The sequence below is a fragment of the Streptomyces sp. NPDC048650 genome (assembly GCF_043199095.1).
Lineage (GTDB): Bacteria > Actinomycetota > Actinomycetes > Streptomycetales > Streptomycetaceae > Streptomyces.
This window is the reverse complement of record NZ_JBICVM010000002.1, coordinates 644,424-667,277: the sequence shown is the minus strand read 5'-3', so window position 1 is coordinate 667,277 and position 22,854 is coordinate 644,424. Positions and strand designations below refer to the sequence as shown.

General features: G+C 73.3%; 19 protein-coding genes. 11 read left to right on the top strand and 8 right to left on the bottom strand.

Annotation, left to right across the window (positions count from 1 at the left end; genetic code table 11):
- Window positions 1–13: 13 nt before the first annotated feature.
- Entirely contained in the window at window positions 14–1,339 is a 1,326-nt protein-coding gene (hmgA, locus tag ACGFML_RS08805) for a homogentisate 1,2-dioxygenase (protein WP_393541474.1), read from the bottom strand.
- 178 nt (window positions 1,340–1,517) lie between these two features.
- Here hmgA and ACGFML_RS08800 point away from each other — a divergent pair, with 178 nt between their 5' ends.
- The 3 genes from ACGFML_RS08800 to ACGFML_RS08790 all read left to right on the top strand — a co-directional run bounded on the left by ACGFML_RS08800 (window position 1,518) and on the right by ACGFML_RS08790 (window position 5,054).
- Window positions 1,518–2,141 (top strand): TetR/AcrR family transcriptional regulator, encoded by a 624-nt coding sequence (locus tag ACGFML_RS08800; protein ID WP_393541472.1) that lies wholly within the window; start codon window positions 1,518–1,520, stop codon window positions 2,139–2,141.
- Between the two features lie 183 nt (window positions 2,142–2,324).
- Window positions 2,325–3,758 carry a CitMHS family transporter gene (locus ACGFML_RS08795; protein ID WP_393541470.1) on the top strand — a complete coding sequence of 478 codons (1,434 nt, stop codon included), beginning with the start codon at window positions 2,325–2,327 and terminating at the stop codon, window positions 3,756–3,758.
- Complete coding sequence (locus ACGFML_RS08790) at window positions 3,759–5,054, top strand: MFS transporter (RefSeq protein ID WP_393541468.1); 1,296 nt, start codon at window positions 3,759–3,761, stop codon at window positions 5,052–5,054.
- A 38-nt stretch (window positions 5,055–5,092) separates the two neighbouring features.
- On the opposite strand, the gene ACGFML_RS08785 is transcribed toward ACGFML_RS08790, so the two are convergent.
- Complete coding sequence (locus ACGFML_RS08785; RefSeq protein ID WP_393541466.1) at window positions 5,093–6,544, bottom strand: hypothetical protein; 1,452 nt, start codon at window positions 6,542–6,544, stop codon at window positions 5,093–5,095.
- A 265-nt stretch (window positions 6,545–6,809) separates the two neighbouring features.
- Between ACGFML_RS08785 and ACGFML_RS08780 the strand changes: the two genes are divergently transcribed.
- The 4 genes from ACGFML_RS08780 to ACGFML_RS08765 all read left to right on the top strand — a co-directional run bounded on the left by ACGFML_RS08780 (window position 6,810) and on the right by ACGFML_RS08765 (window position 11,752).
- A complete protein-coding gene (locus ACGFML_RS08780) occupies window positions 6,810–7,385 on the top strand; it encodes a hypothetical protein (RefSeq protein ID WP_393541464.1) in 576 nt (191 codons plus the stop codon).
- Between the two features lie 166 nt (window positions 7,386–7,551).
- The gene (locus tag ACGFML_RS08775; protein WP_393541462.1) at window positions 7,552–8,970 is read left to right on the top strand and encodes an aldehyde dehydrogenase family protein; all 1,419 of its coding nucleotides are present in this window, start codon (window positions 7,552–7,554) and stop codon (window positions 8,968–8,970) included.
- A 135-nt stretch (window positions 8,971–9,105) separates the two neighbouring features.
- Window positions 9,106–10,185 carry a Zn-dependent alcohol dehydrogenase gene (locus ACGFML_RS08770; RefSeq protein WP_393541460.1) on the top strand — a complete coding sequence of 360 codons (1,080 nt, stop codon included), beginning with the start codon at window positions 9,106–9,108 and terminating at the stop codon, window positions 10,183–10,185.
- Between the two features lie 220 nt (window positions 10,186–10,405).
- Window positions 10,406–11,752 carry an MFS transporter gene (locus ACGFML_RS08765; protein ID WP_393541458.1) on the top strand — a complete coding sequence of 449 codons (1,347 nt, stop codon included), beginning with the start codon at window positions 10,406–10,408 and terminating at the stop codon, window positions 11,750–11,752.
- Here ACGFML_RS08765 and ACGFML_RS08760 read toward each other — a convergent pair.
- Both ACGFML_RS08760 and ACGFML_RS08755 read right to left on the bottom strand, forming a co-directional pair.
- Window positions 11,742–12,713, bottom strand: coding sequence for an urea transporter (locus ACGFML_RS08760; RefSeq protein ID WP_393541456.1), 972 nt, complete (start codon window positions 12,711–12,713; stop codon window positions 11,742–11,744). The genes ACGFML_RS08765 and ACGFML_RS08760 overlap by 11 nt on opposite strands.
- A 113-nt stretch (window positions 12,714–12,826) precedes the next feature.
- Window positions 12,827–13,474, bottom strand: coding sequence for a TetR/AcrR family transcriptional regulator (locus tag ACGFML_RS08755; protein ID WP_393541454.1), 648 nt, complete (start codon window positions 13,472–13,474; stop codon window positions 12,827–12,829).
- Window positions 13,475–13,547: 73 nt separating this feature from the next.
- On the opposite strand from ACGFML_RS08755, the gene ACGFML_RS08750 reads away from it, so the two are divergent.
- Window positions 13,548–14,699 carry an acyl-CoA dehydrogenase family protein gene (locus tag ACGFML_RS08750; protein ID WP_393541452.1) on the top strand — a complete coding sequence of 384 codons (1,152 nt, stop codon included), beginning with the start codon at window positions 13,548–13,550 and terminating at the stop codon, window positions 14,697–14,699.
- A 122-nt stretch (window positions 14,700–14,821) separates the two neighbouring features.
- Complete coding sequence (locus ACGFML_RS08745) at window positions 14,822–15,475, top strand: TetR/AcrR family transcriptional regulator (RefSeq protein WP_393541450.1); 654 nt, start codon at window positions 14,822–14,824, stop codon at window positions 15,473–15,475.
- Here ACGFML_RS08745 and ACGFML_RS08740 read toward each other — a convergent pair.
- Window positions 15,456–15,917 carry a MaoC family dehydratase gene (locus ACGFML_RS08740; RefSeq protein WP_393541448.1) on the bottom strand — a complete coding sequence of 154 codons (462 nt, stop codon included), beginning with the start codon at window positions 15,915–15,917 and terminating at the stop codon, window positions 15,456–15,458. The two genes, ACGFML_RS08745 and ACGFML_RS08740, sit on opposite strands and share 20 nt — an antisense overlap.
- Window positions 15,918–16,069: 152 nt before the next feature.
- On the opposite strand from ACGFML_RS08740, the gene soxR reads away from it, so the two are divergent.
- Window positions 16,070–16,627, top strand: a complete 558-nt coding sequence (gene soxR / locus ACGFML_RS08735; RefSeq protein ID WP_393541446.1) for a redox-sensitive transcriptional activator SoxR — start codon at window positions 16,070–16,072, stop codon at window positions 16,625–16,627.
- A gap of 37 nt (window positions 16,628–16,664) precedes the next feature.
- On the opposite strand, the gene ACGFML_RS08730 is transcribed toward soxR, so the two are convergent.
- The 3 genes from ACGFML_RS08730 to ACGFML_RS08720 all read right to left on the bottom strand — a co-directional run bounded on the left by ACGFML_RS08730 (window position 16,665) and on the right by ACGFML_RS08720 (window position 19,779).
- Window positions 16,665–18,104 carry an amidase gene (locus ACGFML_RS08730; protein ID WP_393541445.1) on the bottom strand — a complete coding sequence of 480 codons (1,440 nt, stop codon included), beginning with the start codon at window positions 18,102–18,104 and terminating at the stop codon, window positions 16,665–16,667.
- 215 nt (window positions 18,105–18,319) lie between these two features.
- Window positions 18,320–19,042, bottom strand: a complete 723-nt coding sequence (locus tag ACGFML_RS08725) for a 3-keto-5-aminohexanoate cleavage protein (RefSeq protein WP_393541443.1) — start codon at window positions 19,040–19,042, stop codon at window positions 18,320–18,322.
- Between the two features lie 119 nt (window positions 19,043–19,161).
- Window positions 19,162–19,779: a hypothetical protein gene (locus ACGFML_RS08720; protein ID WP_393541441.1), complete on the bottom strand. Its 618-nt coding sequence runs from the start codon at window positions 19,777–19,779 to the stop codon at window positions 19,162–19,164.
- Window positions 19,780–20,025: 246 nt separating this feature from the next.
- Between ACGFML_RS08720 and ACGFML_RS08715 the strand changes: the two genes are divergently transcribed.
- Window positions 20,026–22,848: a penicillin acylase family protein gene (locus ACGFML_RS08715; protein ID WP_393541439.1), complete on the top strand. Its 2,823-nt coding sequence runs from the start codon at window positions 20,026–20,028 to the stop codon at window positions 22,846–22,848.
- The last annotated feature ends 6 nt before the right edge of the window (window positions 22,849–22,854 follow it).

Below are 22,854 nucleotides of genomic sequence, written 5' to 3'. Positions count from 1 at the left end.
GCGTTCCCCGGTCTCACGAGCGGAAGTGGCGCTGGAGACCCTGCCACACGTCGTCATAGCCACGCTGGAGATGTCCGGCGTCCCGCGCCTGCGCGGTGAGGGTCAGCGGCCAGCGGGTCTCGAACATGAAGGCCAGACCGTCGTCGATCTTCTGCGGCCGCAGCTCGGCGGCGCTGGCGCGGTCGAAGGTCTCCCGGTCCGGGCCGTGCGCGGACATCATGTTGTGCAGCGAGCCGCCGCCCGGCACGAACCCCTCCGCTTTGGCGTCGTAGGCGCCCTCGATCAGCCCCATGTACTCGGTCATCACGTTGCGGTGGAAGTACGGCGGCCGGAAGGTGTCCTCGCCCACCAGCCAGCGCGGCGCGAAGACCACGAAGTCCACGCCCGCCAGGCCCGCGGTGTCGGAGGGGGAGGTGAGGACGGTGAAGATCGACGGGTCGGGGTGGTCGTAGCTGACGGACCCGATGACATTGAAGCGGTGCAGGTCGTAGACGTAGGGGACGTGGGTGCCGTGCCAGGCGACGACGTCCAGCGGGGAGTGGTCGTAGGTCGCCGTCCAGAGGTTGCCGCAGAACTTGTTGACGACCTCGCAGGGGCCCTCGACGTCCTCGTACGCGGCGACCGGGGCGAGGAAGTCCCGTGGGTTGGCCAGGCCGTTGGCGCCGATCGGGCCCAGGTCGGGGAGCTCGAAGGGCTGCCCGTAGTTCTCGCAGACATAGCCGCGGGCGGTCGCGTCCAGGAGCTCGACGCGGAAGCGCACACCGCGGGGGACCAGGGCCACCTGGCCCGGTTCGGCGCGCAGCAGGCCGAGTTCGGTGCGCAGCAGCAGTCCGCCGCGCTCCGGCACGATCAGCAGCTCGCCGTCCGCGTCGCTGAACACCCTGTTCGTCATGGAGGAGTTGGCGTAGTACAGATGCACGGCCATGCCGCTGCGCCGGCCGGCGTCGCCGTTGCCGCCCAGCGTCCACAGCCCGGAGAGGAAGTCGACGGGGCCGGCGGGCTCGGGGAGCGGGTTCCAGCGCAGCCGGTTGGGGTCGGGCGCGCAGTCGGTGAACGGCGCGGAGCGGATCGTGCCCTGCTCGGCGCGGACGAACGGCGGATGGGCGGCCGAGGGGCGGATGCGGTAGAGCCAGGAGCGGCGGTTGTGATGGCGCGGCTCGGTGAACGCCGAGCCGCTGAGCTGTTCGGCATACAGGCCGAGCGGGGCGAGCTGCGGGGAATTGCGGCCCACCGGCAGCGCGCCGGTGACGGCCTCCGAGCTGTGCTCGTTGCCGAAGCCGGAGAGGTACGCCAGCCCCTCGGCCGTCTTCCTCGCCCGCTCGTTGCCCGTACCCGTCATCGCACGCTCCCGCCGGTCGAGGAATCCACTGCAGGACCGGATCCGGTGCCGGATCGAATCCTATGCAAGACATTAGGATTGCTGGTGGGGAGGCATCCGTCAACGGAAACTCCCGGCCGAGTTGGCCGGATCCCGGTCCTCCCGCTCCCGCTGCGCGCGGGGCGGGCAGGATGTTCGGGTGCAGCAGCCGACCCCGCTCCGACGCGTCCCCGTCCAGCGGCGCAGCGCCCAGCGCCTCGCCCGCATCCTCGACGCCTGCGCCGAACTCCTGGAGGAGACCGGCTACGAGGACCTCAGCACCCGCGCCGTGGCCGGCCGCGCCGATGTCCCGATCGGCTCGGTCTACCGCTTCTTCCCCAACAAGCGCGCCATGGCCGAGGCACTGGCCCGGCGCAATCTCGATGCCTACGCGGACCGCATCACCGCCCGGCTGGCGGCCCCCGCCGACGGGCGGCTGGAGTGGCGCCACGCGATGGACGTGGTCGTCGACGAGTACCTCGCCATGAAGTGCACGGTGCCGGGCTTCGCCCTGGTGGAGTTCACCGTCCCCGCCCCGCAGGCGGCCCGCCGCGCCAACTACGACGTCGCCGACCGGCTGCTCGCCCTGCTCGCCGGCCCGCTCGGCCTGGACCCCGCCGAGGGACGCCTGCGCACCGCCTTCCTCGTCGGGGTCGAGGCGGCCGACGCACTGCTCCAGCTCGCCTTCCGAACCGACCCGGCCGGCGATCCGGAGATCGTGGCGGAGACCAAGCGGCTGCTGCGGGCGTACCTGGCCCACCATCTGGACACGGACGCGACGTGAACTCGGCCCCGGTGCGACCGGAGCGTCGGTTTTGCTCCGGCCCGTCGGCGGTGTCCCGGGTTGACCTGGAGTTTTGCTCGTATTGCTCGCGCGTCAAGACCTTGTTAACAAAAGTTTGCGGGACCTAACGTCGCCTGAACCGCCACCCGGCAGATGTTCAAGGGCGAACGTGAGGTACCCCGAATGATGACAATCCTCGGATTTGTCATGATCGCCACCTTCTTGGTGCTGATCATGATGAAGAAGATGTCGCCGATGGCGGCGCTCGTGCTCATCCCCGCGCTGTTCTGTGTCCTGGTGGGCCAGGGCGCGAACCTGGGCGACTACGTCCTCAAGGGCATCGGCGACCTGGCCCCCACGGCCGCGATGCTGATGTTCGCCATCATCTACTTCGGGGTGATGATCGACGTCGGGCTCTTCGACCCGATCGTCCGCGGCATCCTCCGGTTCTGCAAAGCGGACCCGCTGCGGGTGGTCGTCGGAACGGCGCTGCTCGCCGCGATCGTCTCGCTCGACGGCGACGGCTCCACCACCTTCATGATCACGGTCTCGGCGCTCTACCCGCTCTACAAGCGGCTGAAGATGAGCCTCGTGGTCATGACCGGCGTCGCCGCCACCGCCAACGGCGTGATGAACACCCTGCCCTGGGGCGGCCCGACCGCCCGCGCCGCCACCGCGCTCAAGCTGGACGCCGGCGACATCTTCGTCCCGATGATCCCCGCGCTGGCCGTCGGCCTGGTCGCGGTCTTCGTCCTCGCCTACGTCCTCGGTCGGCGCGAGCGCAAGCGGCTGGGCGTGCTGACTCTCGGCGACACCCACGTGGTGACCGAGCAGGCCGAGGCGCACGAGACCGAGCAGGTGCTGGTCGGCGCGGGCGGCGGCGGTGCGGCCGGAACCCGGCGCCCCCTCCCGACCGGCGGTACGGGCACCGGCGCGGACGCCCCCGCGGCCGGCGACTCCGCGGCGGACGACGGCCTCCAGGGCCTCGACCCCCGGCGCGCCACCCTCCGCCCCAAGCTCTACTGGTTCAACGCCGCGCTCACCATCGCGCTGCTCACCCTGCTGATCCTCCAGACGCTGCCGATCCCGGTGCTCTTCCTGCTCGGCGCCGCCATCGCCCTCACCGTCAACTTCCCGCACATGAAGGACCAGAAGGCCCGCATCGCCGCGCACGCCGAGAACGTCCTGAACGTCTCCGGCATGGTCTTCGCCGCTGCCGTCTTCACCGGCGTGCTCACCGGCACCGGCATGGTCGAGCACATGGCCCGCTGGCTGGTCTCCGCCATCCCCGACGCGCTCGGCCCGCACATGGGCATCGTCACGGGCGTCCTCAGCATCCCGCTGACCTACTTCATGTCCAACGACGGCTTCTACTTCGGCATCGTCCCGATCCTCGCCGAGGCCGGCGCCGCCCACGGCGTGACCCCGGTCGAGATCGCCCGCGCCTCGCTCGTCGGCCAGGCCCTGCACATGTCCAGCCCGCTGGTCCCGGCCGTCTACGTCCTCGTCGGCATGGCCAAGGTCGAATTCGGTGACCACACCAAGTTCACCGTGAAATGGGCGGTGTTGACCTCGCTGGTGGTCCTGTGCGCCGGGCTGCTCTTCGGCATCATCTAGATGTCACGGACCTTCGGGGCGGGGCCCGGCAGGAGCTGGCTGCTGCGGCTGGTCATCACCTTCTCCTTCGCCCAGGGAGCGGTGAGCATGGCCAGGCCGGCCGTCTCCTACCGGGCCCTCGCCCTGGGCGCCGACGAACGCGCCGTCGGCGTCATCACCGCCGTCTACGCACTGCTCCCGCTGCTGGTCGCCGTCCCGCTGGGCCGCCGCACCGACCACGGCCGCTGCGCACCGCTGCTGGTCGTCGGCGTCGCCCTGATCGGCGGCGGCTGCGCGCTCAGCGGCCTGACCGGCACGTTGCCCGCGATGGCCGCCTGGAGCGGGGTGATGGGGCTGGGCCACCTCTGCTTCGTCATCGGCGCCCAGTCGATCGTTGCCCGCCGCAGTTCCCCGCAGGACCGCGACCGCAACTTCGGCCACTTCACCATCGGCGCCTCCCTCGGGCAGCTCGTCGGCCCGGTCGCCGCCGGATTCGTCGTCTCCGGGCAGGGCGGCGCGATGGCCCGCACCAGCGCCACCGCCCTGATCGTCTCGGGCGGCGTGGCCGCCGTCTCCTACTGCTCCCTGTGGCGCCTGGAACAGCGCGCCCCGGCCGCCCCGGACGCACCCGTCCATGCGGCCACGCCGCGCGTTCCGGTGCGCGGCATCCTGCGCACCCGCGGCGTCCCGGCCGGGATCTTCATGAGCCTGGCCGTGCTCTCCGCGACCGACATCCTCACCGCCTACCTGCCGGTCGTCGGCGAGGACCGCGGCATCGCCGCCACCACCATCGGCCTGCTGCTGAGCCTGCGGGCCGCGGCCACCATCGCCTGCCGGGTGGTGATGACCCCGATGCTCGTCCTCCTGGGCCGCAGGGTCCTGCTGGCCACCACCTGCGGCGTGGCCGCCGTGCTCTGCGCCGCGATCGCGGCCCCGCTGCCGGTCTGGGCGCTCGCCCTGGTGCTCGGCGCGCTGGGCTTCTGCCTCGGCGTCGGCCAGCCGCTCTCCATGACCACCGTCGTCCAGGCCGCCCCGGGCAACGCCCGCAGCACCGCCCTCGCCCTCCGCCTCACCGGCAACCGTCTCGGCCAGGTCGCCGCCCCGGCCGGTGCGGGGCTGGCCGCCGGCCTGGCCGGTGCCGCCGCGCCGTTCGTCCTGCTCGGCGCCCTGTTGCTGGTCTCCGCGGCGATCGCCGTACGGTCGCCGCGCGCCGCGGTCCGCCCGCCCCGGGACCCGCTCCCCGCACCGGATCCGCCGTCCACGGACGGACCGGACCGGGCCGGCCGGGCGAGCGGTCCGGGCCCGTCGGCCCGCTGAGCCCCGCGCCGGGGCCCCGCGGACCGGCCCCGCCCGGGTCAGCCGGGGGCCGCCAACGCCGCCCGTGCGGCGCGTACTTCGTCGATGGCCTGGAGATGCCCGCCCGCCTCCGCGCAGCGGCCCGCCCGGTCCAGGAGGCGGGCGCTGCCGGCCGGGTCGGGGGCGTGCCGGACGCGTGCCAGGGCGACCAGGGCGAAGGCGAGCGCCGTGCCGCCGAAGGGTTCCGCCAGTTCGACGGCGGCGCTCGCCAGGCGCTCGGCGTCGTCCCGCTCGCCGAGCAGGAGGTGCAGTTCGGCGAGGTTGGCGCGCTCGAAGGCGGTGGCCGTGGGGCGGCCGGCCTGTTCGGCCAGCGCCAGGGCGCGGCGGCCGTACGCCAGCGCCTGCCGGTGCCGCCCCGCCCGCCGCGCGCTCTCGCGCAGCACGGACAGCACGGTGGCCAGCAGCGCCGGGTCCCCGGACTCCTCGGCCGGCGTCAGCGCGCGCTCGGCCGGGTCCGCCGCCTCGTCGGAGCGCCCGGACAGGCCGAGGCAGACGGTCTGCTGGGCGAGCGAGCGGGCCAGCAGCACCAGCCGGTCGGGCCCCCGCGCGGCCTGCGCCGCGCGCTCCGCCGCACGCGCGCAGGCGAGCGCCTCCTCGTACCGTCCGGTGTACGACAGCACCGCGGAGTGCGCCATGCGGTGTGCCGCCCGCACCTCCTCCGGGGTGTCCGGCCCCGGTGGGTGGGAGCCCAGCACGGCGAGCGCCTCCTCGCCCGTACCGCTGCGGCAGAGCACCTCCGCCAGCCGGGCGGCGGCCAGCGCACAGGCGTCGCCCCGGCCCTGGCGCCGGTACGAGGCCAGCGCCTCGCGCAGTACGCCGAGCGCCTCCTCGGAGCGCCCCGAACGGTCCAGGGCCAGCGCCCAGTCCAGCCGCACCCGCGCCGCGTCCGCCTCCGGCCGGGCCGCTCCCGCTGCCCCGCCCGGGGCCGCCTGCGTCGCGGACCACGCCCGCCGCACCCGGGTGTGCAGCAGCGCCAGCCGCTCGCGGGGCGCGGCGGCCCAGACCGCGTACCGGTCCTCGGGGAGCAGTTCGCCGTCCAGTGCCTCCAGGGCTGCCGTCAGGTGGTGCGTGCCGCCGTCGGCCAGCGCCCGCCGGGCCAGCGTCTCGGCGTGTTCGGTGTCGATCCACACCGCGTCGGGGGCCAGCCGCAGCAGTGCCCCGTCGCCGGTCAGGTACGAGGAGCGGGCGCGGGGCGGCAGTTCGGGTTCCAGGGCGTGCCGGGCGGCGTGCAGGGCGACCCGCAGACTGCTCAGTGCGGCCGGGAGTTCGGCGTGCGGCCAGCACACCGCCATCAGCTGCTCGCGGTGCAGCTGACGGCCCGGCGCGAGGGCGAGGAGCTTGACCAGGGTCCGGGCGCCGGGCCGGGACCAGCGCTCGGCGAGCGGCGCGTCGCCGTCGCGTTCCAGCCGGAACCCGCCGAGCAGGCGGATGCGCAGCAGTGGGGGATTCATCAGGCCGGACACTCTAACCGCCCGCGCTCCAGGGGCTGTTACGGGTGTATTACTGGCCGGATCCGCTCGCTCGTCGGGGCACGTCACGGGCGGTCCGCTCCGGCGATCGCGTCAATGTCGCCGGGGCGCGGCGGAAGGGCGGGGCGGGCGTTGACGGTGGCCGGAGCGCTGCCCAGGATGTGCCCGTGCGCACCGGTTCGCCCAGCGGAACCACCTGGCCCGGTCACCTTTCGGGCCGTCTGCCGACCACCCCCCAGGAGGAAGCGTGAAGCGCTCCCACGTCCTTGCCGTGTCCGTTCTCGTTCTCGTCTCCGGTTCGACCGTGGCGGCCCGTGCGGCCGACGGTGGCGCAACCGCCGGACGGCATCCGTCCGCGGCCGCGCAGTGGTGCCAGGAGAAGGGCGGGGTGGCCCAGACCCGTGTCCCGTACTTCACCGGCTCCGGCAACGTCATCACCCGGCTGGGCGGCGAGCGGGAGATGTGTGTCTTCACCGCCCGGGACGGCAGCCGGATCATGATCGCGGCGGACACCCTGGCCGCCGCCGAACCGACGCTGGCCGCGCTCGCCTACGTCCGCAAGCCCGGCGGTCCCAGCAGCCCCGGCAACCCCTCCATCGCCTACTGCCAGGGCATCAACGGCACCGCCATGTTCGGCAACCGGCCCACGGACGGCGGGGGCTGGGGGTCGAAGGGCGAGACGAAACCGGATCAGGTGACGTCGGCCTGCATGTTCGGCGACGGTTCGGTGATCGACGCCTGGGGGCTGAAGTACCACCAGGGCGGCGTGATCCGCGGTGCCGATCTGACACACAAGTTCCGGGCCACGATCCCCGGCGCCTGACCGCCCGGGGCCGGCCGGGCGCCGGTCACCGGACGGGCCGCCGGGCCGGATGGCGCCCGGGTGACGCGCTCCACTCCCGTGCGGAGTGGCGCCTCTCAAACTAGCGCCGTTAGTTTGAGGGGCGCGGCACACCGCCGCACGCTGGACCGCTCGGGAGGACGGCTAGATGAAGGCACATGACGGCATGTACATCGGCGGTGCGTGGCGGCCCGCGGCCGGGGGCGACACCATCGAGGTGCGCAACCCCGCCGACGAGCAGGTGATCGCGACCGTCCCGGCCGGCACCGCCGAGGACGTGGACGCCGCCGTGCGCGCGGCCCGCGCCGCACTGCCCGCCTGGCGGGCCACCGCCCCCGCCGAACGCGCCGCCCGCCTGACCGCGCTGCGCGACCGACTGGCCGCCCGCGCCGAGGAGATCGCGGAGACCATCACCGCCGAGCTCGGCTCGCCGCGCTCCTTCAGCGCCCGGGTGCAGGCCGCTCTGCCGATCGCGGTGGTGGGCTCGTACGCCGAACTGGCCGCGGCCCACCCGTTCGAGGAGAAGCTCGGCAACTCCACCGTGCTGCACGAGCCGGTCGGCGTGGTCGGCGCGATCACCCCCTGGAACTACCCGCTGCACCAGATCACCAACAAGGTCGCCCCGGCGCTCGCCGCGGGCTGCACCGTCGTGCTCAAGCCCGCCGAGGACACTCCGCTCACCGCCCAACTCTTCGCCGAGTGCGTCGATGCGGCGGGCATCCCGGCGGGCGTCTTCAACCTCGTCACCGGCCTCGGCACGGTCGCGGGCCGGGCGGTGGCCGAGCACGAGGACGTGGACCTGGTCTCCTTCACCGGATCGACGGCCGTCGGCAGGCAGATCGGTGCGATCGCGGGCGGCGCGGTCAAGCGGGTGGCGCTGGAGCTCGGCGGCAAGTCCGCCAACGTCATCCTGCCGGGCGCGGACCTGGCCAAGGCGGTCAAGGTGAACGTCGCCGACGTCATCCGCAACTCCGGCCAGTCCTGCAACGCGCTGACCCGGATGCTCGTACCCGCCGACCGGTACGACGAGGCGGTGGCGCTCACCGCCGAGGCCGTGGCGCGGTACGTACCCGGTGACCCGCAGGACGAGGCCAGCGGGCTCGGCCCGGTCGTCAACGCCAAGCAGCGCGACCGCGTCCGCGCCTTCATCGACAAGGGGGTGGCGGAGGGCGCGCGTCTGGTGACGGGCGGCGCGGAGGCCCCCGAAGGCCTGGCGAGCGGCTACTACGTCCGCCCGACGGTGTTCGCCGACGTGACGCCGGACATGACCATCGCGCAGGAGGAGATCTTCGGCCCCGTCCTCTCCCTCCTCCGCTACGAGGACGAGGAGGAGGCCCTGCGCATCGCCAACGGCACGGTCTACGGACTCGCCGGAGCCGTGTGGGCCGCCGACGAGGAGACCGCGGTCGCCTTCGCCCGCCGGCTGGACACCGGGCAGGTCGACATCAACGGCGGCCGCTTCAACCTGCTGGCCCCGTTCGGCGGTTACAAGCAGTCCGGTGTCGGCCGCGAGCTGGGCCCGCACGGCCTGAGCGAGTACCTCCAGACCAAGTCGCTGCAGCTGTGACGGCGTTGCCGCGCTGAGCCGTCCGCGTCGCGGCCCGGGCCCCGCGGCCCGGGCCCCGCCCGGAACCCCGTCACCCGTCACCCGTCCCGCAGTCCCGCCGCCCCCGCCCCCGCCCCGCCCCGAGGAGAACGCACCGTGGTCCGCGCCGCCGTACTGTCAGCCGTCAACGCCCCTCTGAAGGTCACCGGGATCGACCTGCCCGCCCCCGGTCCGGGCCAGGTCCGGGTCCGGCTCGCCGCCGCCGGGGTCTGCCACTCCGACCTGTCGCTGTCGAACGGGACGCTCAAGCAGCCCGTCCCCGCCGTCCTGGGGCACGAGGGCGCGGGCACCGTCACCGTCGTCGGGGAAGGCGTCACCGGTGTCGCGGCCGGCGACCGCGTCGTCCTGAACTGGGCGCCGTCCTGCGGCACCTGCCACTTCTGCGGCCTGGCGGAGCCCTGGCTGTGCGCCGACGCGGGTGCCGCCGCCGCGAAGCCGTACGCGCGGCGGGCGGACGGCACCGAGCTCTATCCGGGCCTGGGCACCGCCGCGTTCGCCGAGGAGACGGTGGTGCCCGCCCACGCCGCGCTGCCGCTGCCGGACGGCGTGCCGCTGGCCGACGCGGCGCTGCTCGGCTGTGCGGTACTCACCGGCTGGGGCGCCGTGCACCACAGCGCACAGGTGCGGGCGGGGGAGTCGGTGGCGGTCTTCGGCGTCGGCGGGGTGGGCCTGGCCACCCTCCAGGCGGCGCGGATCGCGGGCGCGGACGCGATCGTGGCCGTGGATGTCTCCCCGGAGAAGGAGGAGCTGGCGCGGGCGGCCGGGGCCACCGAGTTCGTGGTGGCCGGCGAGGACACCGCCAAGCGGATCCGCAAGCTCACCGGCGGTGTGGGCACCGACGTCGCCGTGGAGTGCGTGGGCCGCGCCGACACCATCCGCACGGCCTGGTCGGCCACCCGCCGCGGCGGCCGCACCACCGTCGTCGGCATCGGCGGCCAGGACCAGCAGGTCACCTTCTCCGCCCTGGAGATCTTCTACTTCGGCCGCACCCTCTCCGGCTGTGTCTACGGCAACAGCGACCCGGCCCGCGACCTCCCGGTCATCGCCGGGCACGTCCGCTCCGGCGCGCTCGACCTCTCCGCGATGGTCAGCGACCGGATCGGCCTGGACGACATCCCGGCCGCGTTCGACGCGATGCTGGCGGGCAAGGGCGGCCGGGCGCTGGTGGTCTTCTAGGGCGGTCCGCGAAGTCCCGTCGTCCGCCCGCGGGGGCGGGCGGAAGGCGGTGGGCGGCGGAGCGGGGCCGGGAGCGCGGGAGGCGTCTCCGGCCCGGCGGCGGAGGCGTCGAAAAGTCGTGGTGTGCGGTCCGTTGACGCCGTACCGGCCGGTCGGTACGGTCGCCCGACATCTACGGCGCCGCCCCCCATCCCGCCCCGCACCCCCGGAGTGTGCACGCATGGACACGGCCCCCTCCGCGCCCCACGACAGCACCGGGAGAACTCCCTCCGCCGGCAGCCGCCGCAAGGTGGCCACCGCCGCGGCTCTCGCCTCCGCCGTCGAGTGGTACGACTACTTCGTCTTCGGCATCGCCGCCGCTCTCGTCCTCGGCGACGCCTTCTTTCCCTCCGGCAGCAGGGCGGCGGGCGTCCTCGCCGCCTTCGCCACCTTCGCCGTCGGCTTTCTGGCCCGCCCCATCGGCGGCGTGATCGCCGGACACCTCGGCGACCGGCGCGGCCGCAAGCCGATGCTGGTGCTCGCGCTGACCGTGATGGGGCTGGCCACCACCGGAATCGGCCTGCTGCCCTCCTACGACACGATCGGGATCGCCGCCCCGGTCCTGCTGGTCGTGCTGCGCGTCCTGCAGGGCGCCGCGGTCGGCGCCCAGTGGGGCGGCGCCATGCTGATGGCCACCGAATACGCCCCCGAGGGCAAGCGCGGGCTCTACGGCTCGCTCGTCCAACTGGGCGTCCCCCTCGGGGTGATGACCGCCAACGCCGTCTTTCTGGTGGCCGGTGCGGTCGGCGGCGAGCGGTCCTTCGCCGCCTGGGGCTGGCGGGTCCCGTTCCTGGTCGGGGTGCTGGTCCTCGTCCTGGCCCGCTACATCCACACCCGCGTCGAGGAGACGCCCGAGTTCCGGCGGGCGGAGGCGGAGCTGGCGGCGCAGGAGAAGGCGACCGCCGCCCGCAGATCGCCGCTGCGGACCATCCTCCGGCACCACCTGGGCACGGTCCTGCTGGCCGGCGGGTCCTTCGCCGTCAACACCGCCACGTTCTATGTGCTGATCACCGGCGTCCTGGACTACTCCACCCGCTCGCTGCACATGGAGCGCACCGCGGTCCTCACCCTCACCCTCCTGGTCAGCCTCACCCAACTCGCCCTGATACCCGCCGCCGCGGCGCTCTCCGACCGCGTCGGACGGCTGCGCGTCTACGCCGCGGGCGCCGTCGGGCTGCTCCTGTGGGCGGTGCCGATGTTCCTCCTGATCGACACCGCCTCGCTGGCGTGGATGGCGGTCGGCACGTTCGTCGGCAGCTGCTTCCTGAGCATCATGTACGGGCCGCAGGCCGCGCTGTTCGCCGAGCTGTTCACGCCCGAGATGCGCTATACGGGGGCCTCGCTCGGATATCAGATCAGCGCGATCCTGGGCGGCGGGCTGGCCCCGTTCCTCATGGTCCTGCTGCTGGAGGCGACGGGCACCTCGATGTCGGTGTCCGCGTACCTCATGGTGCTGTCCGCCGTCGCCCTGGTCTCCATCCGGCTGCTGGCCCGCCGCACCGCCCGCCGCGGGCCGGTCAGCCGGTGACCCGGCGCAGCCGGGGGAAGGCCGGCGCCGCGGCCAGGAAGACCAGGGAGACCAGGACGAACGGCCAGGTGAAGGTGTGGCCGCCGGACGGCGCGAAGACGGCGGCCAGGGCCGGGCTCAGCGCCGTCGCGGCCGCCGCGCCGACGATCGCGTACCCCAGGCTCCAGGCGTCCGCGACGAGGAAGACCCCGCACAGCGCCATGGCGACCAGCGCCGCGTTGTAGCTCATCGTGCCCTCGGCCACCTGCTCGGCGGGTGCGCCGAGGGCCCACGCGGTGAGGATCCCGACGGCGCTGCCGACGCAGGCCAGGGCGCCCGCCCGGCGGCTGGCGAGGGAGATGCCGGCCAGGAAGATCAGCCCGACGTACCACTGCGGCATGAAGAAGATCTGGCCGATGCCGGCGAAGAAGGCGTGCCAGAGGTCGGTGACGGTGAGCGCCGTGGCGCCGGTGGCCGGCTGGGCGAGCGCGGCCGGCCCGGCGTCCTGGTGCCAGACCCGCTGGAAGCCGGGCGCGGCGATGGTCATGGCGCTGGCCGTGACACAGAACGGCAGGGTGGAGGTGGGCAGTTCCCAGGTGGCCAGGATCCGGGCGGCGGCACCGGTGAGGACGGTGACCACCGTGCTGCCGGCCAGCGCGAGCAGCGCCGTGGACAGCTGGGCGGCGCCCAGGAAGACGGCGCAGCCGACCGCCACCAGACAGGCGTTGAACCCTTCGAGGCCGGCGGTGATCCGGCTCCGGTCCGCGCCGAGGAGGCGGGCGGTGGCGGTGCCGACGGCCGTGCCTATCAGCCCGTAGAGCCCGAACTGCCAGCCCGCCGCGAAGAGCGCGACCGAGAACACCGCTCCGGTCAGCGCGTTCGGCAGGAAGTCGACCTGCGCCTGGCCGCGCAGCACCTCGATGACGAACCGTCCGTAACGCGTCTGGAAAGGGCCGTTGATGGCCGTGCCCGACTCGTGCACGCCGCCTCCCGGGTCAACACAATCGGCCTCTGCCCGCCAGAGGCCGACGCACTGTACAGCGATTGTCCGGGGTGCGGCGGAAGTGTCCGTGACGGGAGATCCGGGCGGGTTCGTCAGGCGTCGCCGGGCGGTGAGAGTTCCGGGTGGTGCAGCGCCAGGCCGTCCACCAGGGCCCGCAGGCCGGTCTCGAAGGCGCCCTCGTCCACCTGGCGTTGGTGCTCGGCCAGCAGGTGGGCCTGGCCCAGGTGCGGGTAGTCGGCGGGGTCGTAGGCGCTCGGGTCGTCCACGAAGCCGCGGGCGAACGAGCCCAGGGCGGAGCCGGCCACGAAGTAGCGGACCATGGCGCAGATCCGGGTGGCCTGGGCCGGCGGCCAGCCCGCCTCGACCATGCCGCCGAACGCCGCGTCGGCCATCTTCAGCCCGGCCGGGCGCCGACCGGGGCCCTGGGCGAGGAACGGAACGATGTGCGGATGCGCGGCGAGGGCGGCACGGTAGGAGCGGGCCCAGGCCAGCAGCCCGGCCCGCCAGTCGCCGGTCGCCCGGAACCCCGACACGTCGACCTCGGCGACGACCGTGTCGGCGACCGCGTCGAGGATCTCGGCCTTGGTCGTGAAGTGGTTGTAGAGGGACGGCCCGCTCACGCCCAGCTCCGTCGCGAGACGCCGGGTGGAGAGCGCCGGCAGCCCTTCCGCGTCGATGAGCGCGAGCGCCGTGGTGACGATGCGCTCGCGGCTCAGGAGGGGCTTGCGGGGTCGGGCCATGACGCACATAGTAGGGGCAGCCCCAAGAAAACTAGCACTGCTAATTAACTGTTCTCGTCGACAGGAGCCCCCGATGAACCTGGAGCTCAGCGCGGAGCAGACCGCGGTACGGCAGCTCGCCAAGGACTTCGCCGACCGCGAGATCGCCCCGCACGCCACCGCCTGGGACCGCGCCGAGCAGGTCGACCGCGGCATCGTGAAGAAGCTCGGCGAGGTGGGATTCCTCGGACTCACCGTTCCAGAGGAGTACGGCGGCTCCGGCGGCGACCACCTCTCCTACGCCCTGGTCACCGAGGAGCTGGGACGCGGCGACTCCTCCGTGCGCGGCATCGTCTCGGTCTCCCTCGGCCTGGTGGGCAAGACCGTCGCCGCCTGGGGCGACGAGCGGCAGAAGCGCGAGTGGCTGCCGCGGCTGACGTCCGGCGAGGCGATCGGCTGCTTCGGGCTGACCGAGCCGGGCACCGGCTCGGACGCCGGCAACCTCACCACCCGGGCGGTCCGCGACGGCGCCGACTACGTCATCGACGGCACCAAGATGTTCATCACCAACGGCACCTGGGCCGACGTCGTGCTGCTCTTCGCCCGCACCGGCGGCGCCCCCGGCCACAAGGGCATCAGCGCCTTCCTCGTACCGACGGACACCCCCGGGCTGGAGCGCCGCGAGATCCACGGCAAGCTGGGACTGCGCGGTCAGGCGACCGCCGAGCTGGTCCTGGACGGCGTGCGGGTCCCCGGCACGGCCATGCTCGGACCGGAGGGCAAGGGCTTCTCGGTGGCGATGTCCGCGCTGGCCAAGGGCCGGATGTCGGTGGCCGCCGGCTGTGTGGGCATCGCCCGGGCCGCCCTGGAGGCCGCCCTGGGCCACGCGGGCGAGCGCGAGCAGTTCGGCAAGCCCATCGCCCGGCACCAGCTGGTGCAGGAGCTGATCAGCGACATCGCCGTGGACGTGGACGCGGCGCGCCTGCTGACCTGGCGGGTGGCCGACCTGATCGACCGCGGCGAACCGTTCGTCACCGAGGCGTCCAAGGCCAAGCTCTTCGCCTCCGAGGCCGCGGTGCGCGCCGCCAACAACGCCCTTCAGGTCTTCGGGGGGTACGGCTACATCGACGAGTACCCGGTCGGCAAGCTGCTGCGCGACGCCCGGGTGATGACCCTCTACGAGGGCACCAGCCAGATACAGAAGCTGGTCATCGGACGGGCGCTGACGGGGGTCTCCGCCTTCTGACGTGCCCGGCCGCACGATCCGGCCCGCGCCGCACCGGGTTGCTAAGCGCTTGCTCAGTATCGCGGTATGGTGTTCGATCCGTCAGGGGAACGTCCCTGGCGGATCGAGGAGCGGGGTACGCGATGGGTGCGGCGGCGGAGCGCGCGAAAGAGGAGAACGAGGAGTGGGCCGGGGTGACCCCGGACGCCGCGCGACGGCTGGTCAGCGCCGCCGTCGAGGCGTTCGCCGAGCGCGGCTACCACGCCACCACCACTCGGGACATCGCCGGCCGGGCCGGGATGAGCCCCGCCGCGCTCTACATCCACTACAAGACCAAGGAAGAGCTGCTCTACCGCATCAGCGGCATCGGCCACGAAAAGGCGCTGCGCATCATGAACGCCGCCGCCGAGGCCGGGGGCGGCGCCGCCGAGCGGCTCTCCGACGCGGTGCGCACCTTCGCCCGCTGGCATGCCGAGCACCACACCACCGCCCGCGTCATCCAGTACGAGCTCCAGGCGCTGAGCGCGGAGCACTACGCCGAGATCACCGATCTGCGCCGCCGCACCGACCGGCTGCTGCGGGGGATCATCCAGGACGGCGCGGACAGCGGGGAGTTCCGGGCCGACGACGTGCCGGGCACCACGCTCGCCGTGCTGTCGCTGTGCGTGGACGTGGCCCGCTGGTTCTCCGTGGACGGCCCGCGCACGCCCGACGAGGTCGGCGCCCTCTACGCCGACCTCGTGCTGCGCATGGTGGGGGCCCGGACGGGCGGACCCGCTACAGATAGAAGCGGCTGACCGACTCCGCGACGCAGACCGGCTTGTCGCCGCCCTCGCGCTCGACGGTCACCACCGTGGCCAGCTGGACCCCGCCCGGCACCTCGGTCACCTCGGCGATCCGCGCCGTCGCGCGCAGCCGTGAGCCGACCGGGACGGTGGCGGGGAAGCGCACCTTGTTGGTGCCGTAGTTGATGCCCATCTTCACGTTGTTGACCCGCATCAGCCGCGGTACGAGGGTGGGCAGCAGGGAGAGTGTCAGATAGCCGTGCGCGATGGTCGTGCCGAACGGACCGTCCGCGGCCTTCTCCGGGTCGACATGGATCCACTGGTGATCGCCGGTGGCGTCCGCGAAGAGGTCGATCCGCTTCTGGTCGACCTCCAGCCACTCGCTGGGGCCCAGTTCCTCGCCGACCGCCCCCCGCAGCTCGTCGACCGATGCAAACACTCGGGGCTCTGCCATCTCCGTCTGCCTCCTCAGGCTCCGTACCGCACGCCGCACCGCAGGGCGGCGGGCCGCTTACTAAGCGCTTGCTCAGCATGCGGAGTGCGGGCACCCACTGTCAACGCCCGGGAAGATCCTTCCAGCCACGGGACAGCCTTTAGGGTTGAACGGTGCCCCAGCTTCCGTACAAGGTCCATGAGCTCTCCGTCGGTCAGCTCTCCGCGCGCAGTGGCGCCGCGGTCTCGGCGCTGCACTTCTACGAGTCCAAGGGCCTGATCAGCAGCACCAGGACGGCCGGCAACCAGCGCCGTTACACCCGGGACGCGCTGCGCCGGGTCGCCTTCGTCCGGGCGGCGCAGCGGGTGGGGATCCCGCTGGCGGTGATCCGGGACGCGCTGGCCGAGCTGCCGGACGAGCGCACCCCCAACCGCGACGACTGGGCCCGGCTCTCCGAGGTCTGGCGCACCGAGCTGGACGAGCGGATCAGTCAACTCGTCGAACTGCGCGACCGGCTCACCGACTGCATCGGCTGCGGCTGTCTCTCGCTGGAGAAGTGCGCGCTGTCCAACCCCTACGACAACCTCGGCGAGCAGGGGCCGGGTGCGCGGCGGCTGCGGGTCGACCGGAGGGCCAAGGACCCCGCGGGCCGGCGCACCGACACCGCCGCCCCCGACGACGGCTGCGCGCCCGGCGGGCCGGACGGCGGCTGCGCCCCGCCGGAGGGCTGAGCGCCGGGCCCGCCCCGCGACGGGCGCGGCGCCGCCGTCACCAGACGGACGGTTTGCGCGCGGCCCACGGGCGGGCCTGCTCCAGCTGCGCGGAGAGCGAGATCAGCGTGGCCTCCGCGCCGTAGCGGCCGCCGAGCATCACCCCGATCGGCAGGCCCGCGGCGTTCCAGTGCAGCGGGAGGCTGACCGCGGGCTGGCCGGTCGCGTTGTAGAGCGCGGCGAACGGCGTGTACGCCCCGATGGCGGCGAACTCCGCCTGCGGATCGGCGTCGTCGCGCAGCGCCCCGATCGGCAGCGGCGGCCCGGCCAGCGTCGGGGAGAGGATCACGTCGTAGCCGCCGGGCGGCATCAGGCCGTCGGCAATGGTCTGGGCCAGCGCCCGGAACGCGTACAGCGCCCCCGCGAAGTCCGTACCGGAGACCTCGGCGCCGCGGCGACGCAGATAGCGGGTGAGCGGCATCAGCAGCTCCTCGCCCGCCGGCGGCACCGGGCGGTTCGCGGCCATCACCGACCAGACCCGGGTGAAGGCGAGGAGGATGCCGTCGTCGACGGGAAGCGTCAACTCCTCGACCTCGTGGCCCAGTTCGGTCAGCAGGGCGGCGGTCTCGGTGGTGGCGGTGCGGCAGTCGGGGGCGATCGCCGTGCCCGGTATCGGGGCTTCGGTGAGGCAGGCGATCCGCAGCCGTCCGGGGGCCCGGCCGGCGTGCGCGGCGAAAGTCTCGCCGGGCGCCGGAGGCGGCGCCGTGTACGGATCGCCGGGCATCGGGCCCGCCAGCACGTCCAGCAGCGTCGCCGCGTCGGCGACCGTACGCGCCAGTGGCCCCGAGGTGCTCAGGCCCGACACGTCGTGCAGCAGCGGGCCGCTGCTGACCCGGCCGCGACTGGGCTTGATGCCGTACAGCCCGCAGACCGAGGCCGGTATCCGGATCGATCCGCCGCCGTCGCTGGCGTGTGCGACGGGCGCCAGGCCGCCGGCCACCGCGGCGCCCGCGCCGCCGCTGGATCCACCCGCCGAGCGTTCCAGGTCCCAGGGGGTGCGGGCAGGCGGGGCGAGACCGTTCTCGGTGTAGCAGGGCAGCCCGAACTCGGGGGTGTTGGTCTTGCCGAGCAGGATCGTGCCGCCCGCCCGCAGCTTGTCGGTCACATGGTCGTCGGCGGTGGGGACGTACTCCGCCAGCGCCCGCGAACCCATCGTGCAGCGCACGCCCGCGACCTGGTTGAGGTCCTTCACCGGCACCGGAACGCCGTGCAGCGCCGGTAGTTCGCGGCCCTCCCGGCGGGCCGCGACGGCCTCGCTCTCGGCGTCCGCGGCCTGCTTGCGGGCGATCTCGGGCGTCCGGGTGAGGAAGGCGCCGAGGGTGTCGTCCAGCCGGTCGATCCGTGCCAGGTAGTGCTCGGTGAGCTCGACCGGGGAGATCTCGCCGGCGCGGATTCCTCCGGCCTGCTCGAGCGCGGTCAGATCGTGGAGTTCGGCCATGGACGTCCACCCTCTCCTGCGGTGTCCGCGCCGCCCTGTTGCCGCACGGACCGTACGGGCCACGGCTGTTACCGACCAGTCGGCCCGGACCCAGTTGTGTCAGCCCCCGGGCCGGTTCGTAAAGGCCGTCGCCGGCGCTCCCGTGCCGGGCCGTCGTGGGGGAGCGCCCGGGGTAGCGGTCGGAGCGCGGGCCGGTGGCGGCTTCCGCGCCCTGGTCATCCGCCGTCCGACCCGTCCAGCAAAACCCGGGCGGCGGCGACGAGTTGGCCGTTGGACGCGGCCGGGGAGCCGTCCGGGAGCAGCAGGGTGTCCGCCACGCCGATGCGGGTGGCCAGGCGCAGCGCACCCGCGAGGCGCAGTACCGGCCAGGCGCCGCCGTCCTCGCCGTGCAGCAGGACGGGGCGGCCGTGTGCGGTCAGGGAGACCAGCAGCGCACGGGCGACGGCCGGCGCGGAGCCGGGGTCGGTGTCGGTCACCTCCGCCAGGATCCGCAGCACCCGCGGACCGAGCGGCGAGCGGGCGAAGAGCTCCGGTCCGTCGGTGCCCGACCGGAGGCCGGCCTCGACGCCGATGCCGCGCGCCAGCAGGGCTTCGGCGACCGTCTCGGCGCCCGGCTCGTGCCAGTTGACCGAGGCGTGGTCGGGCAGCACCGTCCATGTGGCGATCCGCTCCGCCCGGCGCACCGGGTCCGGTTCGGCCCGGGCGCCGGTCGTCACGCCCACCGGGACGCCGACCGCCGCCCGAATGGCCTCCAGGGCCGGGCCCACCACGCGCGGCGAGAGGGAATCTTGTCCGCACGGGGTCTTGGGATGGACGTGGACGTCGTCGGCACCGGCCGCCACCGCCTGCCGGGCGGCATCGGCCAGCGCGGCCGGCGACAGGGGCACCGCGGACGAATCGGCGGCGGTCCGTGTGCCGTTGAGGCAGACCTGGAGCATCTCCCGATGATGGCAGGGGGACCGGCGGCGCGCCCGAACATCGGCCACCGCCCCCGTCCGCGCGGTCGGCGGCGGCCGCCTCCCAGCCCCCCGTCCGGGCCGCCGCCGGCTTCCGTGCTTCAGGCCGCCGCGAAGGCCCCCGCCCCGCCGAGCCGGCGGCCCGCGGCCGTCAGCGCCTCGGAGGTCAGGACGGACACCGGGGGCACCACGCCGCACTCGCGGCAGGCGGGCCCGGAGACCGGGCAGTCCGCGGTCTCCGGGAGCCAGGCGAAGCGCGTCCCGCCGCACACCGGGCAGTCCCGGCGCGGTCGTCCCGACTCCATCGCCGCGATCATGCTGTGCAGCACCACGGCGAGCCGGGCCGCGGGGTGCCGCTGCGGTGACTCGCACGGCACGATGTCACAGCCGCCCCAGGTGCGCCGGTGCCAGTCGTCGATCGCGCTCGGCTGCCGGATGCCGTCGTGCTTCTCCCTCCGGCGCCGGGCGGCGAACTCCTTCTCGTACGCCAGCCAGAGGGCGCGGGCCTCCTCCAGTTCGGCCAGCGCGGCCACCAGCCGCTCGGGGTCGGGGTCGCGGTCCTGGGCCGCGATGCCGACGCGGGTGCACAGATGGTGCCAGGTCGCCCGATGCCCGTACGGGGCGAAGCGTTCCAGGCATTTGCGCAGCGCCGTTCGGCGCTGAGCGGCCACGAGCCGTGGATTGCGGACCTGTTCTGCGAGAGCTCTGAAACCGGCCAATTTCATCCCACCTCCGTGGGGAGGACCCGACTGGACAGAGGAGGGACGTAACCGATCTCCACCTGGATCCATCGAATCTTCGTGCGAGTCGATCCGCTCTCGATACCCGTCGACGGCCGATCTTCTGTGGGGAATTCGAAAAGGTGACTGTTGTTCATCTTCCGGTGGCGAGTAACCGCCGGTAACGTCCCGCCCACCCTCCCCCGAGCTCTTGGAGAGCAGCGGGCCCCCCTTCGAGGAGCAGGAATGCTACGACGTACCGGAAGGCTCAGGGCCGCCGCAGCGGCGGCCCTGTTCGCCTTGGGCGCCACGCTCTTGGCCCCACCCCCCGGCGCGGCCGCGGCCGCGCCGAACGACGCCAACGACTACTGCCAGGGGCAGTGCGCCGACATCCTGCCGCCCGGCGCCACCGGCAACGCGACCCTGATGGAGATCCTCGGCAACAAGCTGTTCGGCACCCATCCCGCCCACTCCACGGACCAGTTGGGCCCGTACGGCGCACTGGCGAGCGGCTACCAGTCGCTCACCGACGACACGCTCACCGACTTCTTCAACGACGCCTCCTTCGGCGTCGGCAAGGACCAGGTCGGCAAGGTCTCCACCCCGCGCGACGACGTGACCATCACCCGCGACAAGGCGACCGGCGTCCCGCACATCAAGGGAACCACCCGCTACGGCACCGAATACGGCGCCGGATACGCCGCGGGGCAGGACAGGCTCTGGCTGATGGACCTCTTCCGCCACATCGGGCGCGGCGAGCTCACCTCCTTCGCGGGCGGCGCACCCGCCAACCAGGGCCTGGAGCAGCAGTTCTTCCCGACCGCGCCGTACACCGAGAAGGACCTCCAGGAACAGGTCGACGCCATCCGGGAGAACAACGGGGCGCGCGGCAAGCAGGCGATGGAGGACGCACAGGCGTACGTCGACGGCATCAACGCCTACCGCGAACAGTCCAAGAGCGGCCGTTACTTCCCCGGTGAGTATGTCCTGACCGGGCACGTCGACGCGATCACCAACGCCGGTGAGATCAAGCCGTTCAAGCTCACCGACCTGATAGCGCTGGCCTCCGTGGTCGGCGGACTCTTCGGCAACGGCGGCGGCGGCGAGGTCAACTCGGCCCTCGCGCTGCTCTCCGCCCAGCAGAAGTACGGTGTCGAGAAGGGCACCAAGGTCTGGGAGTCCTTCCGCGAGCGCAACGATCCCGAGGCCGCCAAGACCCTGCACGACGGCCAGAGCTTCCCGTACGCCGTCAAGCCGGACAAGGCCGAGGGCACCGCGCTGCCAGACCGCGGCTCGGTCACCCCCGAGCCGCTGGTCGTCGAGCGCGACGGCGCGGCCACCGCCAAGGGCGGCAAGGCCCCGCAGGACCCGGTCAAGGCCCCGAAGAAGTACCGGAAGCTGGAGGGCCTCTTCAAGGACGGGGTGCTGCCCAAGGGGAGCTTCGACCCGACCCAGCACCGGGGCATGTCGAATGCCCTGCTGGTCTCCGGAAAGCACACCGCCGGCGGCAACCCGGTCGCCGTCTTCGGCCCGCAGACCGGCTACTTCGCGCCTCAGCTGCTGATGCTCCAGGAGATCCAGGGGCCGGGCATCAGTGCCCGCGGCGCCTCCTTCGCGGGCGTCGGCATGTACGTCCAGCTCGGCCGCGGCCAGGACTACGCCTGGAGCGCCACCTCGGCGGGCCAGGACATCACCGACACCTACGCCGTCGACCTGTGCAACGCGGACGGCTCCGAGCCCACCAAGGACTCCACCTCCTACCGCTACAAGGGCGCCTGCGTCCCCATGGAGAAGCTGGAGCGGACCAACTCCTGGAAGCCCACCATCGCCGACCCGACGGCGGCCGGCTCGTACCGGATGCAGGTCTTCCGCACCAAGTGGGGGATCGTCACCCATCGCGCCACCGTCAAGGGCAGGCCCGTCGCCTATACGGCCCTGCGCACCACCTACCGGCACGAGGCCGACTCCATCATCGGCTTCCAGATGCTCAACGACCCGTCGTACGTACGCGACGCCGCGACCTTCAAGAAGGCCGCCGCGCACATCGGCTACGCCTTCAACTGGTTCTACGCCGACTCCCGTGACATCGCGTACTACAACAGCGGCCTCAACCCGGTGCGCAACCCGGACGTCGATCCGGCGCTGCCCATCAAGGCGGACCCGGCCTACGCCTGGAAGGGCTACGACCCCGCCACCAACGCCACCGACTACACCCCGCCCGCCCAGCACCCGCAGTCCGTCAACCAGGACTACTACGTCTCCTGGAACAACAAGCAGGCCGAGGACTACGACTCGGCCGGCTTCGGCAACGGCTCGGTGCACCGCGCGAATCTGCTGGACGACCGGGTCCGCGCGCTCGCCGAGGAAGGCGGCGTGACCCGGGCCTCGCTCACCCGGGCGATGTCCGAGGCCGCCGTCACCGATCTGCGCGGCGAGGACGTACTGCCCGAGCTGCTGCGGGTCCTGAACAGCAAGCCCGTCACCGACCCCGCGCTGAAGAAGGCCGTGCAGCAGCTGGAGGCGTGGCGCAAGGACGGCGCACAGCGCCGCGAGACCTCCGCCGGCTCCCACACCTACGCCCACTCCGACGCCGTACGGCTGATGGACGCCTGGTGGCCGCAGATGATCGACGCGACCTTCAAGCCGGGCCTGGGCGGCGATCTCTACAACGCCCTGACCGCCAACCTGGCCACCGACGAGTCCCCGTCGGCCGGCCACGGCCCCACCGGGGCGCACGCCGGATCGGCCTTCCAGTACGGCTGGTGGAGCTACGCCGACAAGGACCTGCGCACGGTGCTCGGCGACAAGGTCGAGGGCCCGCTCGCCCAGCAGTACTGCGGCAACGGCGATCTGTCGGCCTGCCGTGACACCCTGCTGGACACCCTGCGGCAGGCCGACGCGAAGACGGCCGAGCAGGTCTACCCGGGCGACGACAGCTGCAAGGCCGGCGACCAGTGGTGCGCGGACGCCATCATCCACCGCGCGGTGGGCGGCCTGACCCACGACACCATCAGCTGGCAGAACCGTCCGACCTACCAGCAGGTCGTGGAGTTCCCCGCCCACCGGTAACGCCGG

Bases quoted from the DNA above. Each gene is read 5' to 3' on its own strand.
- ACGFML_RS08730 (WP_393541445.1), bottom strand. From the start codon at position 18,104: ATGGCCGAACTCCACGATCTGACCGCGCTCGAGCAGGCCGGAGGAATC.
- ACGFML_RS08765 (WP_393541458.1), top strand. From the start codon at position 10,406: ATGGACACGGCCCCCTCCGCGCCCCACGACAGCACCGGGAGAACTCCC.
- ACGFML_RS08795 (WP_393541470.1), top strand. From the start codon at position 2,325: ATGATGACAATCCTCGGATTTGTCATGATCGCCACCTTCTTGGTGCTG.
- ACGFML_RS08775 (WP_393541462.1), top strand. From the start codon at position 7,552: ATGAAGGCACATGACGGCATGTACATCGGCGGTGCGTGGCGGCCCGCG.
- ACGFML_RS08750 (WP_393541452.1), top strand. From the start codon at position 13,548: ATGAACCTGGAGCTCAGCGCGGAGCAGACCGCGGTACGGCAGCTCGCC.
- ACGFML_RS08740 (WP_393541448.1), bottom strand. From the start codon at position 15,917: ATGGCAGAGCCCCGAGTGTTTGCATCGGTCGACGAGCTGCGGGGGGCG.
- ACGFML_RS08745 (WP_393541450.1), top strand. From the start codon at position 14,822: ATGGGTGCGGCGGCGGAGCGCGCGAAAGAGGAGAACGAGGAGTGGGCC.
- ACGFML_RS08715 (WP_393541439.1), top strand. From the start codon at position 20,026: ATGCTACGACGTACCGGAAGGCTCAGGGCCGCCGCAGCGGCGGCCCTG.
- ACGFML_RS08785 (WP_393541466.1), bottom strand. From the start codon at position 6,544: ATGAATCCCCCACTGCTGCGCATCCGCCTGCTCGGCGGGTTCCGGCTG.
- ACGFML_RS08755 (WP_393541454.1), bottom strand. From the start codon at position 13,474: ATGGCCCGACCCCGCAAGCCCCTCCTGAGCCGCGAGCGCATCGTCACC.
- hmgA (WP_393541474.1), bottom strand. From the start codon at position 1,339: ATGACGGGTACGGGCAACGAGCGGGCGAGGAAGACGGCCGAGGGGCTG.
- ACGFML_RS08725 (WP_393541443.1), bottom strand. From the start codon at position 19,042: ATGCTCCAGGTCTGCCTCAACGGCACACGGACCGCCGCCGATTCGTCC.
- ACGFML_RS08790 (WP_393541468.1), top strand. From the start codon at position 3,759: ATGTCACGGACCTTCGGGGCGGGGCCCGGCAGGAGCTGGCTGCTGCGG.